This window comes from Streptomyces sp. NPDC054813 (assembly GCF_053611365.1).
Window position 1 is genome coordinate 61,450 of sequence record NZ_JBSHAF010000019.1, and the last position, 14,651, is coordinate 76,100.

Sequence of the window (14,651 nt, forward strand, 5' to 3'; positions counted from 1 at the left end):
TTTTGGTGTTCTCCGGGTGGGTGTTCACCGCCCCGGCCGGCGCCCCGTGGAGCCCCCCCACCACCCCCGCCCCCCCAATCGGTCGCTTTTCGTGCGCTAAGCCGTGCGTTTCTCTGTGACGTTCGCTACGCGGTCTGATGCGCCAGCAGCGCCACGGCGGCGATCAGTACCGCCAGCAGCCCGATCAGCGCCATCGGGTTCAGCCCGCCCAGGAAGTTCTCCTGCTGCAGACGCTCGCGGTTGGCGCGGCACACGGGGCACCGGCCTTCGCTCACGGGCGCCGCGCAGTTCGCGCACACCAACCGGTCGTACGTCATGCGCTCGCCCTCCTTGCACCGGCCATTACCTACACAACGCTCAGCGGAACGAGAACGTTCCCCCTCCACTGTGCCAGGTTCCCCCGGAAAGGGCGCGGCCGTCCGTAGACCTCGCCCCGGCGTTCCGGAAAGACTGCCCCGGAACAAAAGCGCACAAGCCTCACCCAACCGTGACCGGCGCCTGCGCTTCCTCACCCGACTCGCGTATGGTCACGCTCATCTACCCCCGGCGACCCGTGGTGCATCCGTGATCCGATTCGACAATGTCTCCAAGGTCTACCCCAAGCAGACCCACCCCGCACTCAGGGATGTGTCCCTGGAAGTGGAGAAGGGCGAGTTCGTGTTCCTCGTGGGGTCCTCCGGCTCCGGGAAGTCCACCTTCCTGCGGCTGATCCTCCGAGAGGAGCGGTGCAGTCACGGCCAGGTGCACGTCCTGGGCAAGGACCTCGCCCGTCTCTCCAACTGGAAGGTGCCGCAGATGCGCCGCCAGCTCGGGACGGTCTTCCAGGACTTCCGCCTGCTGCCCAACAAGACGGTCGCCGAGAACGTGGCCTTCGCCCAGGAGGTCATCGGCAAGTCCAAGGGCGAGATCCGCAAGTCGGTGCCGCAGGTGCTCGACCTCGTCGGGCTCGGCGGCAAGGAGGACCGCAGGCCGGGCGAACTCTCCGGTGGTGAGCAGCAGCGCGTGGCCATCGCGCGGGCCTTCGTCAACCGGCCCAAGCTGCTGATCGCCGACGAACCGACCGGCAACCTCGACCCGCAGACCTCCGTCGGCATCATGAAGCTGCTCGACCGGATCAACCGGACGGGCACCACTGTGGTGATGGCGACGCACGACCAGAACATCGTGGACCAGATGCGCAAGCGCGTCATCGAGCTGGAGAAGGGTCGACTCGTCCGCGACCAGACCCGCGGCGTCTACGGCTACCAGCACTGACACCGATGCACACGTTCCCGACGCATCACGCGCTCCACGACGGAAAGGCATAACCCGACGCCATGCGCGCCCAGTTCGTACTGTCGGAGATCGGAGTCGGTCTCCGCCGCAATCTGACGATGACCTTCGCGGTCGTCGTCTCGGTCGCCCTGTCCCTGGCGCTCTTCGGTGGCTCGCTCCTCATGAGCGACCAGGTCACCACCATGAAGGGCTACTGGTACGACAAGGTCAACGTCTCGATCTTCCTCTGCAACAAGAGCGACGCCGAGTCCGACCCCAACTGTGCCAAGGGCGCGGTCACCGAGGACCAGAAGAAGCAGATCCAGGCGGACCTCGGCAAGATGTCGGTGGTCGAGAAGGTCACCTACGAGTCGCAGGACGACGCGTACAAGCACTACAAGGAGCAGTTCGGCGACTCGCCGCTGGCCGACTCCCTCACGCCGGACCAGATGCAGGAGTCGTACCGGATCAAGCTGAAGGACCCGCAGAAGTACCAGGTGGTCGCGACGGCGTTCGACGGCCGTGACGGCGTCCAGTCCGTCCAGGACCAGAAGGGCATCCTGGACAACCTCTTCGGGCTGCTGAACGGTATGAACTGGGCGGCGCGCGCGGTCATGGCGATGATGCTGGTGGTCGCCCTGATGCTGATCGTCAACACGGTGCGCGTCTCCGCGTTCAGCCGTCGGCGCGAGACCGGCATCATGCGCCTGGTCGGCGCCTCCGGCTTCTACATCCAGGCCCCGTTCATCGCGGAGGCCGCCGTCGCCGGCCTGATCGGCGGCACGGTCGCCTGTGGATTCCTGGTGATCGCCCGCTACTTCATCATCGACCACGGCCTGGCCCTCTCCCAGAAGCTGAACCTGATCAACTTCATCGGCTGGGACGCGGTGTTGACCAAGCTCCCGCTCATCCTCGCAACGAGCCTCCTGATGCCCGCGCTTGCGGCGTTCTTCGCCCTGCGCAAGTACCTGAAGGTGTGACCGCTCCCCTCCCGGGAGGGAGGGGAGTCCAGGCTCGGGCCGCCTCCTGGAGCGGCGCTCCAGGAGATCTTGCGGCGATCTCCGAACATCTGGGCGCAGTTGAGTCGCCGCAACTCTCACGAGTGAATGCTTGATCGTCCGGTGGACGCCGTGTTCCCCAAGGGGCTGCGACGCGTGACGGATGCCACGAGGGCCGTACGGACAACCTCCCGTACGGCCCTCCGGGTTGTCCTAGACTCACCGGCATGTCAGGCCGAGAGCTGTTCTGTCAGCCCCGCCGGGTTCGCCGGGGGGCGGCTCTGACGTTGGTGTTCGCAGGGTTGTTGGTGACCGGGGCGGCCACCGGGGCGTTTCCCGACCCGGGGCAGGCCGACCGGAAGACGTCGGACGGAGCCGCTCGTGCGGCCGCCGGGCACGACGAAGTCGCCAGGGCGGCCGCCGAGGCGATGGCCGACGGCAAGTCGCCCATGGAGGCGGCGGAACGAGCCGTGAGCCGCAGCGGGGACCGGTGGGCCGCGGTCTACTCCGAGGGCGAGTACCAGGAGTTCGAGGAAGCGCTCGACGGCCAGTACACCGGCGTCGGGCTGTGGGCCCGGCGGGAGCGGGACGGCCGGATCGAGGTGACCAAGGTGCAGGCCGGGTCGCCCGCGGCCACCGCCGGCATCAGGAAGGGCGACCGGCTGCGCAGTGTCGACGGGGCGGACGTCGACGGGCGGCCCGTCACCGACGTCGTCTCGTTACTGCGCGGTGACGCCACCGACGCCCGCGCCGGTACGACCGTCACCCTCGGCCTCGAACGCGGCACGCACGCGTGGACCGAGACCCTGCGCCGGGCGCTGCTGTCCACCGACTCGGTGACCGCCCGCAAGCTGTCCGCCGGTATCACCGTCATCAGGATCTCCGCCTTCACCAAGGGCTCCGGCGAACTCGTCCGCGACGCCGTACGGCAGGCCCCCGCCGACGGCGGGATCGTCCTCGACCTGCGGGGCAACTCCGGCGGCCTGGTCAGCGAGGCCGTCACCGCCGCCTCCGCCTTCCTCGACGGCGGCCTGGTCGCCACCTACGACGTCGACGGCGCCCAGCGCGCCCTGCACGCCGACGCCGGCGGCGACACCGCCAGACCCCTGGTCGCGCTCGTCGACGGCGGCACGATGAGCGCGGCCGAGATGCTCACCGGCGCCCTCCAGGACCGCGGCCGTGCGGTCGTCCTCGGCTCCCGCACCTTCGGCAAGGGCTCCATCCAGATGCCCACCCGGCTCCCCGACGGCTCCGTCGCCGAGCTCACCGTCGGCCACTACCGCACCCCCTCGGGCCACACCGTCGACGGCCGGGGCATCACGCCCGACCTGGAGGTGGGCTCCGGGGCGCTGGAGCGGGCCGAGACGGTCCTCAGCGGCCTGGGCGACCCGTCGTAGCCCGCCGTGGGTGCCCCTGTGGGACCCGCCGCTAATCCGCTTCCCTCGCACCCCCTCCGTAGTGCGAAAATGGAGGGCACTATGGCCAAGGGAATGTACGTACCGAAAGAGTCCCAGCAGAAGCAGCAGGGGACGGCCGCCAAAGCCAGGGACGGCGAGAAGGGCGGCAAGCGCAAGATCGTCGCGCAGAACAAGAAGGCGCGGCACGACTACGCGATCATCGACACCTACGAGGCCGGCATCGTGCTGTCCGGCACCGAGGTGAAGTCGCTGCGTCAGGGCCGCACCTCGCTGGCCGACGGCTTCGTGCAGATCGACGGGAACGAGGCGTGGCTGCACAACGCCCACATCCCCGAGTACAGCCAGGGCACCTGGACCAACCACTCGGTGCGCCGCAAGCGCAAGCTGCTGCTGCACCGGGAGGAGATCGACAAGCTGGAGGCCAAGTCCCAGGAGACGGGCCACACGATCGTGCCGCTCGCCATCTACTTCAAGGACGGCCGAGCCAAGGCGGAGATCGCGCTCGCCCGCGGCAAGAAGGAGTACGACAAGCGGCAGACCCTGCGCGAGCAGCAGGACCGGCGGGAGTCGGACCGAGCGATCGCGGCGGCGAAGCGGAAGCAGCGCGGCCAGTAGGGCGAAGCCGCCGGGAATACGGTGGCATCGGCGTGCGTTGGTCGCGTACGATGGCACCAACACTTGGGGAAGCCCGGGTGGGCGCATTGAAAAATCAACATGGGGATGATCGGTTTCGACAGCGGATGTTGAAACAGGGGAAGCGTGTCGAGGAAGCGGCAATGATCTCGTTAACCATATGTCGCAACCAATAATCGCCAATTCCAAGAGCGATTCCCGCGCCTTCGCCCTCGCTGCCTAATAAGCAGTGAGTGAAGGCCCTTAACGGGTGTCAGCCCGGGGATGTTCCCGACCCGGACCCTGGCATAATCTAGGGGACTAAACCATCGAGCCCGGTCACGGGGTCCGATGGGAAATCAAACAGTGACTGGGCCCGTCGGCGACTTGTTCGCGTGATCGCCGGGGCCGAGAAAATCACAGCGAACTGCACACGGAGAAGCCCTGCTTTTGCACCGTTGGACGCGGGTTCGATTCCCGCCATCTCCACGATCAGGAGGTCCCCGGACCTCCATATCCCATGTGGGCGAAGGCCCCGACGCTTCCGAGCGGCGGGGCCTTCGTCATGCCGCCGGTGGAGTACGCGAGGCCGCGCCGGTCCCCGAGGCCGTCCGCGCCGACAGGACCGTGGCCGGCGACGGACACGTGATCGGAGTGAACCCCGGATGACCCACCACGAACCGCGGGACCTGCTCGTGCAGGCCCGCGGCGAGCCGTCTCCGCTGTACGTGCCGCAGGACTCCGGGACTCACGAGGATCCCGCCGCCTTCACCCGCAACGTCCCGCTGGACGACGGCCGGCTGGCCCTTCCGGCAGAGCTGGCGGACGCGCTGGGCTCCTGGTCACTGTCGCGCCCGCCGGAGGGCTTCACCTCCCGCCCGGAGCTGCGCAGGCACGTCGCGCGGGGTCTGGTGAACGCCCGGCGACTGGCCGTGCGGCTCGGGCCGTCGTGGCCGGTGCGCTTCTGGGACGAGCGCCACCGGACGTCGAAGTGGGTGTGCTGGAGCTGCGACCGCCTGCACTGGGAACGCGACAGCCACGGCGCACCCGCGTACCCGGTCGACCTCACGGTCGAGGGCGAGTTCCGGTTCGGCCCGCTGCGCGCCGAGGGATTCGGGGACTTCTTCCCCGACGATCCCGCCGCCGGGCTGGACCTGTCCGAAGAACTCGTAGCCGACCTGTACGCGTGGGCGGAGGCCATCGACACCACGCTGAACCTGGACCTGCGGGACCGGGAGGAGGGCAGGTACGACGACGCGTGGCAGCGGCTGTTCCACGACGGGAAGGAGCTGGCCGGACGCGTCGCCCACGAGGTCGGCCCCGCTCGGAGGGTGACCTACCGGGGCCTGGCCCATGGCGGCCTGTCCATGATGACGGCCCTCACCTGGCAGGGCGAAAGGAAGTTGTAGGCGATAGGGGGGCACGCACCCGGGTGCGGGCCTTACCTTGTCCCAGCACCGGTACGAGTCCGTGGTCCGGTGGCGTTCCCACTGCCCTCGTTGGCCGACTCCGTGAAGGACCCGTCCGCCCATGTTCCTGCTCCGCCTCCTGCCTCCGCTGCCCCGCGAGATATCCCTCGCCCTCGTCGGGCTCGTCTTCGGGCTGTTCCTGACCGTGCACGGTGTCCAGCAGGCCTACGCCGAGGCGACCGGCGTCCCCGGCACGGTCACCGTCACCGACTGCACGCCCGCGACCGGCGGCCTGAGCGACCTGTGGCAGGACGGCTGGGCCTGCGAGGGCTCGTTCGCGGCCACCGACCGCACCGTCAGCGTCAGCGGCGTCACCGTCGACGGGGTCGTCGACACCCGCCCCGCCGACGGGACCCTGGCCGCCCTCGTCGACGGCCCCGGCGACCACACCGCCACCCGTGACGGCTCCGGCAGTTGGAAGATCCCGACCCTCACCGGCGTCGTCATCCTCGGCTTCACCGCCTGGCGGACACGTACCGTCAGGAACCTGCTGCGCGGACGCAGGCGCCGGGCCGTGCCGACCGCGGGGCCGGCGCTCTGACCGGGAAGGGGAGGCGGCGGCCATGACGGGACGTCAGGAACCGTATTACGTGGACTTCGGGCTCTCCCACCTCGCCGGCACGGCCCACCAGGACTGGTCCGGAAGCCGGGAGGAGATCCACAGCGCGGCCGACAGCGACTCCATCGGGCAGACCCCGGGCTCCGCGGCGGCCGTCCTCCTGGAGGACACACTCCGCCTGCTGCGGGGAGCGGCTGGCGGAGGCCGCACCCGTGTGCCTCCTACTTGACGGCGCCCACGGCGATGCCCCTGGTGAGCGTGCGCTGGAAGGCGAGGAAGAAGACGATGGCCGGGAGGACGCCGAGGGCGACGGACACCGTCTGCTTGTCGTTGGAGATCAGCATGACCAGCGGGAGCAGGAACTCGTTCCAGGTCCAGATGAAGAAGAAGACCAGCAGGACGCCCAGGGTGGGCCGGCTCACCGGGACGACGATCCGGACCAGGATCTGCCACGTGTTCGCGCCGTCGATCCGGGCTGCCTCGACGATCTCGCCATGTTCGCCGTTCGGCCGGCCGTGTTGACCAGAAGGGCTGTGACGGCCGCCGCGGCCGGGGCGGCGAAGGCGGCCGTCGGCGAGACGTGTTCCGCCGCCCAGCCGCCGAGTGCGGAGCCGGCCGCGATGCCGGTCAGCAGGGCGGTCACGACCAGGCTCATCCCCTCGTTGAGACGCTCCTCGGGAGTGCGGTCCTGGACCAGGGTCATCGCGGTCACCATGGTCGGTGCGGTCGCCATACCGGCCACGAGCAGGGCGGCCGCCAGCGCCCACAGGCTGTCGGCGGTGCGGGCCGCGAGGAGGGGGAGGAGCATCAGGGCCGCCATCGACAACAGGCAGACCGGCAGCCGCCGTTCGGCCGGTCCGCTCGGCCTGATCGCCCCGTACGCCAGTCCCGCCGCGCAGGAGCCGGCCGCCTGGAGGGCGAGGACGGCACCGGCGGCCGCGCGGTGGCCCTGAGCGTCGGCGTAGGCGATCGTGACCACCTCCATCGAGCCGAACACCGCGCCGGTCGCGACGAAGCAGGCGAGCAGGGACGGGATGGGCAGGGGGCCCTTTCCGGTGCGGGTGGGCCGGGGCGGCGGCTCAGTGGCCCGCTGGGCGGTGAACAGCAGCATGCCGGACAGCAGCAGGACCGCGCCGACCAGCGTGCCGGCCTCCGGGAAGAAGGTGCCGGTCAGGAAGGACGCCAGCACCGGGCCGAGCATGAAACAGAGCTCGTCCGCGGCCTGTTCGAAGGAGTTCGCGGTGTGCAGGGCGTCCGGGTCCGCGCGCAGCAGGTGGGCCCAGCGGGCACGGGACATGCCGCCGAGGTTGGGCGTGGTGGCGGTGGCCGCATAGGCGGCGAAGAGGGTCCAGTCCGGGGCGCCGAAGCGGACGCAGAGCAGCAGGGCGAGGCTGCCGAGCACCGCGGTGACGGTGGTGGGTACGGCGACCCGCGCCTGGCCGTACCGGTCGACCAGCCGTGCCACCCAGGGCCCGGCCACCCCGGTCGCCGCGAGGCCGGTCGCGGTGACGGCACCGGCGAGGGCGTACGAGCCACGGGCACCGGCGATCATCACGACCGCGCTGACACTGAACATGCCCATGGGCAGCCGGGCCAGCAGGTTCCCGGCGGTGAAGGCACGGGTGCCGGGGAGGGCGAAGAGCCGGCGGTAGGGGCCGGGTGGGCGGCGGGGACGGCGGGAGAGGGCGGTGGTGCGGGAGCCGGAGCGACCGCCGGTGCGGTCGCGGGTGCGGGGGCTGAAGTCGACCGCGACGAGGATGTCGGCGGTGACGGTGTAGAGGACGTGCGGAGGGTCCTGCGGGTGCGGCCTCGGAGGGGTCTGTGGGCGGGGCTTCGGGTGGGCCTGCGGGTGGGGCCTCGGGGGAGTCGGCTCGGTCGGATGCGGCATGTCCATCACCGTCGCCCAGGGCCGATCAAGGGGTCCAACACCTGCTCGGTGCCGATTCACGCACCCGTGTTGTAAGTTCGCGTGATGTCAGCGCCCGCCCACATCGATCCCCGGTTGCTGCGTGTCTTCGTGACCGTCGCCGAGGAGCTGCACTTCACCCGCGCCGCCACCCGGCTGTACGTCGCCCAGCAGGCCCTGAGCCGTGATGTACGGCGACTGGAACGGGAGTTGGGCGCCGAGCTGTTCCTCCGGACCACCCGGCAGGTCGCCCTGACCGCCGACGGTGTCCGGCTGCTGCCGTACGCCCGCCGGGTGCTGGCCGCCCAGGACGCGCTGCTCGCCGCGTTCGGGCAGGCCCGGCCGCTGCTGGTGGACCTCAACTCCCCGGGTCTGGAGACCGGCCGCCGGGTGCTGCACCGCGCCCGTGAACTCGCCCCCGACGGTGAGCTGATGGCCCGCTACGAGAGCGGGCTGACCGGAGCGGCGGCCGAACTCCTCGCCGGGCGGCTCGACGCGTCCTTCGGACGGTTCGCGGGACTGGATCCGGCACTGCGCTCCGGGCTCGAACAACAGCCCGTACGGCTCGAACGAATGGCCGTAATCATTCCCTCCGATCACCGGCTGGCGGGCCTGGCGGAGGTGCCGTTGGCCGCGCTGGCGGGCGAGACGGTGTACGCCGGCGCGGGGAACGAGCGCACGCTGGAATGGACTGACCTGGCGTTCTGTCTCTTCGAGGGGCGGGATATCGCGGTCGCCCCGCCCCTGCCGCTGGCCGTCGGGGAGGAGGAGTTCGAGCGCATCATGGCCAAGAACCGGAATCCGATCCTCGGGGTAGTGGGATTTCCGGCCATACCTGGGACGGTCTCGCGGCCCCTGGTCGATCCCGTCCCCTTGTCGCCCGTGTCGCTCGTGTGGCGAAAGGGGCTGGTCCATCCGGGAGTGGACGCGCTGCGGCGGGCGGCCGCCGAGATCGGGCAGGCGGAGGGCTGGCTTCGGTGGCCGTCCGATGGATGGATTCCAGCCAGTGATCAAGATGTGATGGACGACCACAAATGACACATCGGGAACGTGGCCTCCCCCCGTGCGCTAGCTTCATGGCCCCGAGTGCGGAGAGCTAGAAGGGGGCGTTCGGAACCGGGTGGGGGTCCGGATCCGGTGACGTGTGCTCGGGTTCGTCAGCGCGCCCGGAACACTCCCGTGGGGGGATGCGTGCGCGTGAAAAATTGGCGAGAAGAAACCCAACCGGAATTGCCCCAGGTGGCCCTGGATGCCCGGGACGTGCCACTGGCGGGAGGAGACACACCGGAGGAGGCCGCTCAGGGAGCCGACGGCTCCGGGGCGACCGGGACGACCGGGGCGACCGGGGCGCCCAGGGCGCCCGGGGCGCCCGGGGCGCCCGGGATGAGCGGGACGACCGAGGCGACCGGGATGACCGAGGTGCTGCGGGTCGGTGCGCTGCGGGATCCGTGGGGCGTGGTCCCCGACGGCGTGGCTCGCACGGTCCCGGCCGGTGCGGAGGCCCCGTTCTTCGCGGAGGACCCGTTCTCCGTCGAGGACCCGGACTCCGTCCAGGGCCCGGACCGGGCGCCCGGCCCGGTCGACGTCGGTGCGGTACGGATACGGCCCACCGGTGCGGCGGAGGTCTCCGACGCGCCGGTCTTCGTCGACGAGTCGGGGCGCCGCAGCCGCCGGTTCCGCCGGATCGGGATGGCCGTCGGCCTCGCCTGCGCGGTCTACGCGGTCGTCATCGTCGTAACCCTGCTGTCCGGCAGTTCCGACGCGCCCTGGCTGCCGGTGCCCGGGCAGAACCACGACCGGCCGGCCGGCAAGGTCGACGACTCGCCGCAGCCCGCCCCGGGCGCCCGGTCCTCGGGGGACGGCGCCTCGGTGGCCGGTCCGGCCGTGAGCGGCGACGGCAGGACCCCGTCGGCCCGCGCCTCCTCCCGGGCGCCCGGGGCGGGGAAGAAGGGGGCCGGCGGGCCGAGCGCGTCGACGTCCGCGCAGCCGACGTCGTCCGCCGGGACGGCGGGCTCCTCGCCGAAGCCCGGGTCGTCGTCCGTGCCGCCCTCGCCGTCCGCCTCGGTGCTCACGTCGGAAACCCCGACCCCGCCCGCGTCGTCGGCCCCGCCCTCGCCCAGCGATTCGGCCGGGCCGACCGGTGGCCCGGTCGCGGAGGGCGCGGCCCCCCGGACCGGGACCGGCACCTCTCCCACCCCCGTCCTGTGATGGCGCCCCGCACCCGCAGCGGTACCCGGACCGGCACCCGTACCAGCAGTACCCGGACCGGCACCCGTACCCGTCGTCATGGGACCGCCCCCGCACCACTCACCGAGGGCTCCCGGCGCCGCCGCCTGTCCATGCGCCTGACGCTGCCCGTGCTGGTGCTCGGCGCCGTGATGGCGATGCTGATGCTGCGCGGCTACGTCCACAGCGAGATCCTCGCCGACCACCGCGTCCGCCCCGAGGCCTCCTCCGACAAGGTGCCGGAGAAGATCCTGGACGGCGGCCCGGTCATCGACACCCGGGGCGGCCGTACGACGTCACTGCGCATCCCCGACCACCACCTGGTCCTCACCTTCGACGACGGCCCCGACCCGACCTGGACCCCGAAGGTCCTGGACGTCCTGAAGAAGCACCACGCGCACGCCGTCTTCTTCGTCACCGGCACCATGACCTCGCGCTATCCGCAGTTGGTCCGGCGCATAGTGGCCGAGGGCCACGAGGTCGGCGTGCACACCTTCAGCCACCCCGACCTGTCGTACCAGTCGAAGAAGCGCATCGACTGGGAGCTGTCCCAGACCCAGCTGGCGATCACCGGCGCGGCCGGCATCCGGACGTCGCTGTTCCGGCCGCCGTACTCCTCCTTCGCCGACGCCATGGACAACCGTTCCTGGCCGGTGACGCGGTACATCGGCAGCCGCGGCTACATCACGGTCGTCAACAACACGGACAGCGAGGACTGGCGCAAGCCGGGCGTCGCCGCCATCGTCCGCAACGCGACCCCGCACGACGGCAAGGGCGCGATCGTCCTGATGCACGACTCGGGCGGCGACCGCCACCAGACGGTCCAGGCCCTGGACCGCTTCATTCCACAGCTCCAGCACCGCGGCTACACCTTCGGCAGCCTCACCGAGGCCCTGAACGCGCCGAGCGCCCACACCCCGGTCACCGGCCCCGACCTCTGGCAGGGCAGGGCGTGGATCTCCCTGGTCCAGGCGGCGGACGGCGTCACGAACGTGCTGGTGGCCGGGCTTGCGGTGATCGGCGTGGCGGTGCTGGCCCGGTTCGCCCTGATGCTCTGGCTCTCCTTCGTGCACACCCGCAGGGTCCGCCGCAGGGGCTTCAGCTGGGGCCGGCCGGTGACGGAGCCGGTCTCCGTCCTGGTCCCCGCGTACAACGAGGCCAAGTGCATCGAGAACACGGTCCGTTCACTGACCGCGAGCGAGCACCCGATCGAGATCCTCGTCGTCGACGACGGTTCGACGGACGGCACGGCGGGGATCGTGGCGGACCTGGACCTGCCCGACGTCCGGGTGATCCGCCAGGTGAACGCGGGCAAGCCCGCCGCCCTCAACAGGGGCCTGGCCAACGCCCGTCACGACATCGTCGTGATGATGGACGGCGACACGGTCTTCGAACCGGCCACGGTACGGGAGCTGGTCCAGCCCTTCGGCGATCCGCGGGTCGGCGCCGTCGCAGGCAACGCGAAGGTCGGCAACCGGGACTCGCTGATCGGCGCCTGGCAGCACATCGAGTACGTGATGGGCTTCAACCTGGACCGCCGGATGTACGACGTACTGCGCTGCATGCCGACGATCCCGGGCGCGGTGGGCGCGTTCCGCCGTACCGCCCTGGAACGGGTCGGCGGCATGAGCGACGACACCCTCGCCGAGGACACCGACATCACGATGGCCATCCACCGGGACGGCTGGCGGGTGGTGTACGCGGAGCGGGCACGGGCCTGGACCGAGGCCCCGGAGTCGGTCTCCCAGCTCTGGTCCCAGCGCTACCGCTGGTCGTACGGCACCATGCAGGCGATCTGGAAACACCGCGGGGCGCTCCTCGACCGGGGCCCGTCGGGCCGCTTCGGCAGAGTGGGCCTCCCCCTGGTCTCGCTCTTCATGGTGGTGGCCCCTCTCCTGGCCCCTCTGATCGACGCGTTCCTCCTCTACGGCATCGTCTTCGGCCCGACGGAGAAGACGATCGGCGCCTGGCTGGGCGTACTGGCCGTGCAGGCGGTCTGCGCGGCCTACGCCTTCCGCCTGGACCGCGAACGCATGACCCACCTCGTCTCGCTCCCCCTCCAGCAGATCCTCTACCGCCAGCTGATGTACGTCGTACTCCTCCAGTCCTGGATCACCGCCCTCACCGGCGGCCGGCTGCGCTGGCAGAAGCTGCGGCGCACGGGGGTGGTGGAGGCGCCGGGCGGCGGAGCCGGCGGCCAGGCGAAGGGGAGGCAGGCGGCATGACACAGGCCGAGGCGGCCCCGGTCGGAACGGGGAAGCGGTCCGGAACCGGCGGCCGGGACCGCTACCTGGACCTGCTCCGCTCCCTGGCCCTGCTCCGCGTGGTGGTCTACCACCTGTTCGGCTGGCCCTGGCTGACCATCCTCTTCCCCTCCATGGGCGTGATGTTCGCGCTGGCCGGCTCGCTGATGGCGCGCAGCCTGGACCGCCCGGCGGCGAACGTGATCCGGAGCAGGCTCCGCCGCCTCCTGCCCCCGCTCTGGCTGTTCAGCGCGGTCCTGCTGACCATGATGCTGACGGCCGGCTGGCACCCGCTGAACGACCCTGACGTGGGGAGCGGTTGGGCCGGCTGGGGCAGGCTGATCGACTACTTCCTGCCGATCGGCGCCCCGCCGTACCCCGAACACCTCGGCTCGGCCTCGGGCCTGCTCGACGACACGTGGGCGGAACAGGCGGCGGGACCGCTGTGGTACCTGCGCGCCTACCTCTGGTTCGTGCTCCTGTCCCCGCCCCTCCTGTGGGCGTTCCGCAGGGCGCCGCTGCCGACGGTGCTGGCGCCGCTGGCGCTGACGGCGGTGCTGGGCACGGGAGTGGTGTCCGTCCCCGGCGAAACGGGCGACGCGGTGACCGACTTCGCGGTGTACGGCGGCTGCTGGATCCTGGGCTTCGCCCACCACGAGGGCGCCCTGGCGCGGGTTCCGCGGTACGCGGCGGTCTCGCTGTCCTGCCTGGTGATGGCGGTGGGCCTGTGGTGGGCGTCGGGCCACCCGGGCCCCGAGGGCTGGGACCTGAACGACATTCCCCTGGCACAGGCGTGCTGGTCGTTCGGGGCCGTGGTGCTGCTGTTGCAGTACTCCCCGTCCTGGCGGGAGCTGCCGGGCCGGCTGCGCCGCTGGGACAGACCGATCACCCTCGCCAACAACCGTGCGGTGACCATCTACCTATGGCACAACATGCTGATCATGGCAACGTTCCCGATCATCGACGAGGCCTACAACCTGCCGTTCATGGCCTCCGACCGGGCGGCGTCCCTGCTGGACTCGACGTACGGCTTCTGGACGTTCGTGGTGGTCTGGCCACTGCTCGCGGCGGCGGTGCTGGCCTTCGGGTGGGTGGAGGACGTGGCGGCGGGGAGGCGGGCGCGGGTGTGGCCGGACGGGAGGCAACGGGGGCGGGCTCGCCGACGGGCGACCTGAGAAGCGGCGGCCTCAGGGCTCTCTCAATGCCATTCCTCGGGATTGAGCGCGGCCCCCACGAAGCCGTCCCCTGTGGTGACGATCAGGTCGGACTGTTCGACGCGGGCGGCGATCTTCTCGGGGTCGAAGTCACGGAATTCGAGGACGAAGTGTTCGACGACGGCGGGTCGGTTCTTGGACCAAGGTCGCGGCGATCAGCTCCCCGGAACGAGCGATGAAAAGGAGTTCTCCTCCCTTGAGTGATCACTGAAGTGAGGCAGTCCTCCGGGTCCCACTCGTACTGCCACGTCGCAGGCTTGCGGGATGGCCGGGGCTTCTGACGCAAGGTCATGCGACCGAGAGCGTCGTGTTCGTATCGGACCCGGCCCGCAGGGACGATGCGAGTGCCTTCGTATTCACGGGTGCCCACAGCTTCCTGGCCGGGATGGCTCTCCGGCCAAGAAGCCGCCACCTGGCGTCGAAGCCGCCGACGACGGTCAGGAAGTGGCCCTCGGTGATCAGCTCCGACTCGTGCGCGTGGGCGAAGGCCAGGACCGCACCCGCCAGCGCATCGTCGCGCCGACGCACCTGGTTCATCTGGAGAAGCCGGGTGCCGTCGCCGGTCAGCGCCCCCGCGAAGTTCAGCACCGGGTTCAGCCGCCACGTCCAGGCACGGTCGAGGCCGTCGATCGGCGTGGCCCGCGGGAACGCGGTGACGGTGGCCCGGAGATCCATGGTCCCTTGTTTGTGGGGTGTCCGGGGTCGGTTACGAGTCGTCCGGACCGTCGGGCCGCATGCCACTCGATCAGTTG

The 14,651-nt window shown here is 70.7% G+C and carries 14 protein-coding genes, 1 other RNA gene and 1 pseudogene; 12 read left to right on the top strand and 4 right to left on the bottom strand.

All coding sequences use genetic code 11. The annotated features are described in order from the left end of the window. Positions 1-125 precede the first annotated feature (125 nt). Positions 126-317, bottom strand: coding sequence for a hypothetical protein (locus ACWGJB_RS32770; protein ID WP_351701422.1), 192 nt, complete (start codon positions 315-317; stop codon positions 126-128). Between the two features lie 247 nt (positions 318-564). Between ACWGJB_RS32770 and ftsE the strand changes: the two genes are divergently transcribed. The 8 genes from ftsE to ACWGJB_RS32810 all read left to right on the top strand — a co-directional run bounded on the left by ftsE (position 565) and on the right by ACWGJB_RS32810 (position 6,539). Further along, the gene (ftsE, locus tag ACWGJB_RS32775; RefSeq protein WP_360489516.1) at positions 565-1,254 is read left to right on the top strand and encodes a cell division ATP-binding protein FtsE; all 690 of its coding nucleotides are present in this window, start codon (positions 565-567) and stop codon (positions 1,252-1,254) included. A 62-nt stretch (positions 1,255-1,316) separates the two neighbouring features. Then, positions 1,317-2,234, top strand: a complete 918-nt coding sequence (ftsX, locus tag ACWGJB_RS32780) for a permease-like cell division protein FtsX (RefSeq protein WP_453383676.1) — start codon at positions 1,317-1,319, stop codon at positions 2,232-2,234. Positions 2,235-2,479: 245 nt separating this feature from the next. After that, positions 2,480-3,649 (top strand): S41 family peptidase, encoded by a 1,170-nt coding sequence (locus tag ACWGJB_RS32785; protein WP_453383677.1) that lies wholly within the window; start codon positions 2,480-2,482, stop codon positions 3,647-3,649. 93 nt (positions 3,650-3,742) lie between these two features. Next, on the top strand, positions 3,743-4,285 hold the full coding sequence (gene smpB, locus ACWGJB_RS32790) for an SsrA-binding protein SmpB (RefSeq protein ID WP_453383796.1): 543 nt from the start codon (positions 3,743-3,745) through the stop codon (positions 4,283-4,285). A gap of 101 nt (positions 4,286-4,386) precedes the next feature. After that, positions 4,387-4,774: a transfer-messenger RNA gene (ssrA, locus tag ACWGJB_RS32795) on the top strand. A gap of 173 nt (positions 4,775-4,947) precedes the next feature. Further along, a complete protein-coding gene (locus ACWGJB_RS32800) occupies positions 4,948-5,691 on the top strand; it encodes a hypothetical protein (protein WP_453383678.1) in 744 nt (247 codons plus the stop codon). Positions 5,692-5,812: 121 nt separating this feature from the next. Continuing rightward, complete coding sequence (locus ACWGJB_RS32805; protein WP_453383679.1) at positions 5,813-6,292, top strand: hypothetical protein; 480 nt, start codon at positions 5,813-5,815, stop codon at positions 6,290-6,292. A gap of 22 nt (positions 6,293-6,314) precedes the next feature. Beyond that, positions 6,315-6,539 (top strand): hypothetical protein, encoded by a 225-nt coding sequence (locus ACWGJB_RS32810; RefSeq protein ID WP_453383680.1) that lies wholly within the window; start codon positions 6,315-6,317, stop codon positions 6,537-6,539. Here the strand turns inward: ACWGJB_RS32810 and ACWGJB_RS32815 are convergent. Both ACWGJB_RS32815 and ACWGJB_RS32820 read right to left on the bottom strand, forming a co-directional pair. Continuing rightward, positions 6,532-6,801 (bottom strand): annotated as a pseudogene (locus ACWGJB_RS32815) (ABC transporter permease subunit); the annotation flags it as partial. The gene ACWGJB_RS32810 and the pseudogene ACWGJB_RS32815 overlap by 8 nt on opposite strands. After that, on the bottom strand, positions 6,729-8,198 hold the full coding sequence (locus ACWGJB_RS32820) for an MFS transporter (protein ID WP_453383681.1): 1,470 nt from the start codon (positions 8,196-8,198) through the stop codon (positions 6,729-6,731). The pseudogene ACWGJB_RS32815 and the gene ACWGJB_RS32820, both read right to left, overlap by 73 nt. A gap of 84 nt (positions 8,199-8,282) precedes the next feature. Here ACWGJB_RS32820 and ACWGJB_RS32825 point away from each other — a divergent pair, with 84 nt between their 5' ends. The 4 genes from ACWGJB_RS32825 (at position 8,283) to ACWGJB_RS32840 (ending at position 13,860) form a co-directional block, all read left to right on the top strand. Beyond that, positions 8,283-9,254: a LysR family transcriptional regulator gene (locus ACWGJB_RS32825; protein ID WP_453383682.1), complete on the top strand. Its 972-nt coding sequence runs from the start codon at positions 8,283-8,285 to the stop codon at positions 9,252-9,254. Between the two features lie 345 nt (positions 9,255-9,599). Continuing rightward, positions 9,600-10,424, top strand: coding sequence for a hypothetical protein (locus tag ACWGJB_RS32830; protein ID WP_453383683.1), 825 nt, complete (start codon positions 9,600-9,602; stop codon positions 10,422-10,424). A gap of 131 nt (positions 10,425-10,555) precedes the next feature. After that, positions 10,556-12,667, top strand: coding sequence for a glycosyltransferase (locus ACWGJB_RS32835; RefSeq protein ID WP_453383797.1), 2,112 nt, complete (start codon positions 10,556-10,558; stop codon positions 12,665-12,667). Next, complete coding sequence (locus ACWGJB_RS32840) at positions 12,664-13,860, top strand: acyltransferase family protein (protein WP_453383684.1); 1,197 nt, start codon at positions 12,664-12,666, stop codon at positions 13,858-13,860. Before ACWGJB_RS32835 ends, ACWGJB_RS32840 begins: the two co-directional genes overlap by 4 nt. Before the next feature lie 327 nt (positions 13,861-14,187). Here ACWGJB_RS32840 and ACWGJB_RS32845 read toward each other — a convergent pair whose 3' ends face one another. Further along, positions 14,188-14,574 (bottom strand): hypothetical protein, encoded by a 387-nt coding sequence (locus ACWGJB_RS32845; RefSeq protein WP_453383685.1) that lies wholly within the window; start codon positions 14,572-14,574, stop codon positions 14,188-14,190. Between the last annotated feature and the right edge of the window lie 77 nt (positions 14,575-14,651).

Excerpts from the sequence above, each read along its gene's own strand:
- ACWGJB_RS32770 (WP_351701422.1), bottom strand. The coding sequence starts at position 317 with ATGACGTACGACCGGTTGGTGTGCGCGAACTGCGCGGCGCCCGTGAGC.
- ftsX (WP_453383676.1), top strand. The coding sequence starts at position 1,317 with ATGCGCGCCCAGTTCGTACTGTCGGAGATCGGAGTCGGTCTCCGCCGC.
- ACWGJB_RS32785 (WP_453383677.1), top strand. The coding sequence starts at position 2,480 with ATGTCAGGCCGAGAGCTGTTCTGTCAGCCCCGCCGGGTTCGCCGGGGG.
- smpB (WP_453383796.1), top strand. The coding sequence starts at position 3,743 with ATGTACGTACCGAAAGAGTCCCAGCAGAAGCAGCAGGGGACGGCCGCC.
- ACWGJB_RS32800 (WP_453383678.1), top strand. The coding sequence starts at position 4,948 with ATGACCCACCACGAACCGCGGGACCTGCTCGTGCAGGCCCGCGGCGAG.
- ACWGJB_RS32805 (WP_453383679.1), top strand. The coding sequence starts at position 5,813 with ATGTTCCTGCTCCGCCTCCTGCCTCCGCTGCCCCGCGAGATATCCCTC.
- ACWGJB_RS32810 (WP_453383680.1), top strand. The coding sequence starts at position 6,315 with ATGACGGGACGTCAGGAACCGTATTACGTGGACTTCGGGCTCTCCCAC.
- ACWGJB_RS32820 (WP_453383681.1), bottom strand. The coding sequence starts at position 8,198 with ATGCCGCATCCGACCGAGCCGACTCCCCCGAGGCCCCACCCGCAGGCC.
- ACWGJB_RS32825 (WP_453383682.1), top strand. The coding sequence starts at position 8,283 with ATGTCAGCGCCCGCCCACATCGATCCCCGGTTGCTGCGTGTCTTCGTG.
- ACWGJB_RS32830 (WP_453383683.1), top strand. The coding sequence starts at position 9,600 with ATGAGCGGGACGACCGAGGCGACCGGGATGACCGAGGTGCTGCGGGTC.
- ACWGJB_RS32835 (WP_453383797.1), top strand. The coding sequence starts at position 10,556 with ATGCGCCTGACGCTGCCCGTGCTGGTGCTCGGCGCCGTGATGGCGATG.
- ACWGJB_RS32840 (WP_453383684.1), top strand. The coding sequence starts at position 12,664 with ATGACACAGGCCGAGGCGGCCCCGGTCGGAACGGGGAAGCGGTCCGGA.
- ACWGJB_RS32845 (WP_453383685.1), bottom strand. The coding sequence starts at position 14,574 with ATGGATCTCCGGGCCACCGTCACCGCGTTCCCGCGGGCCACGCCGATC.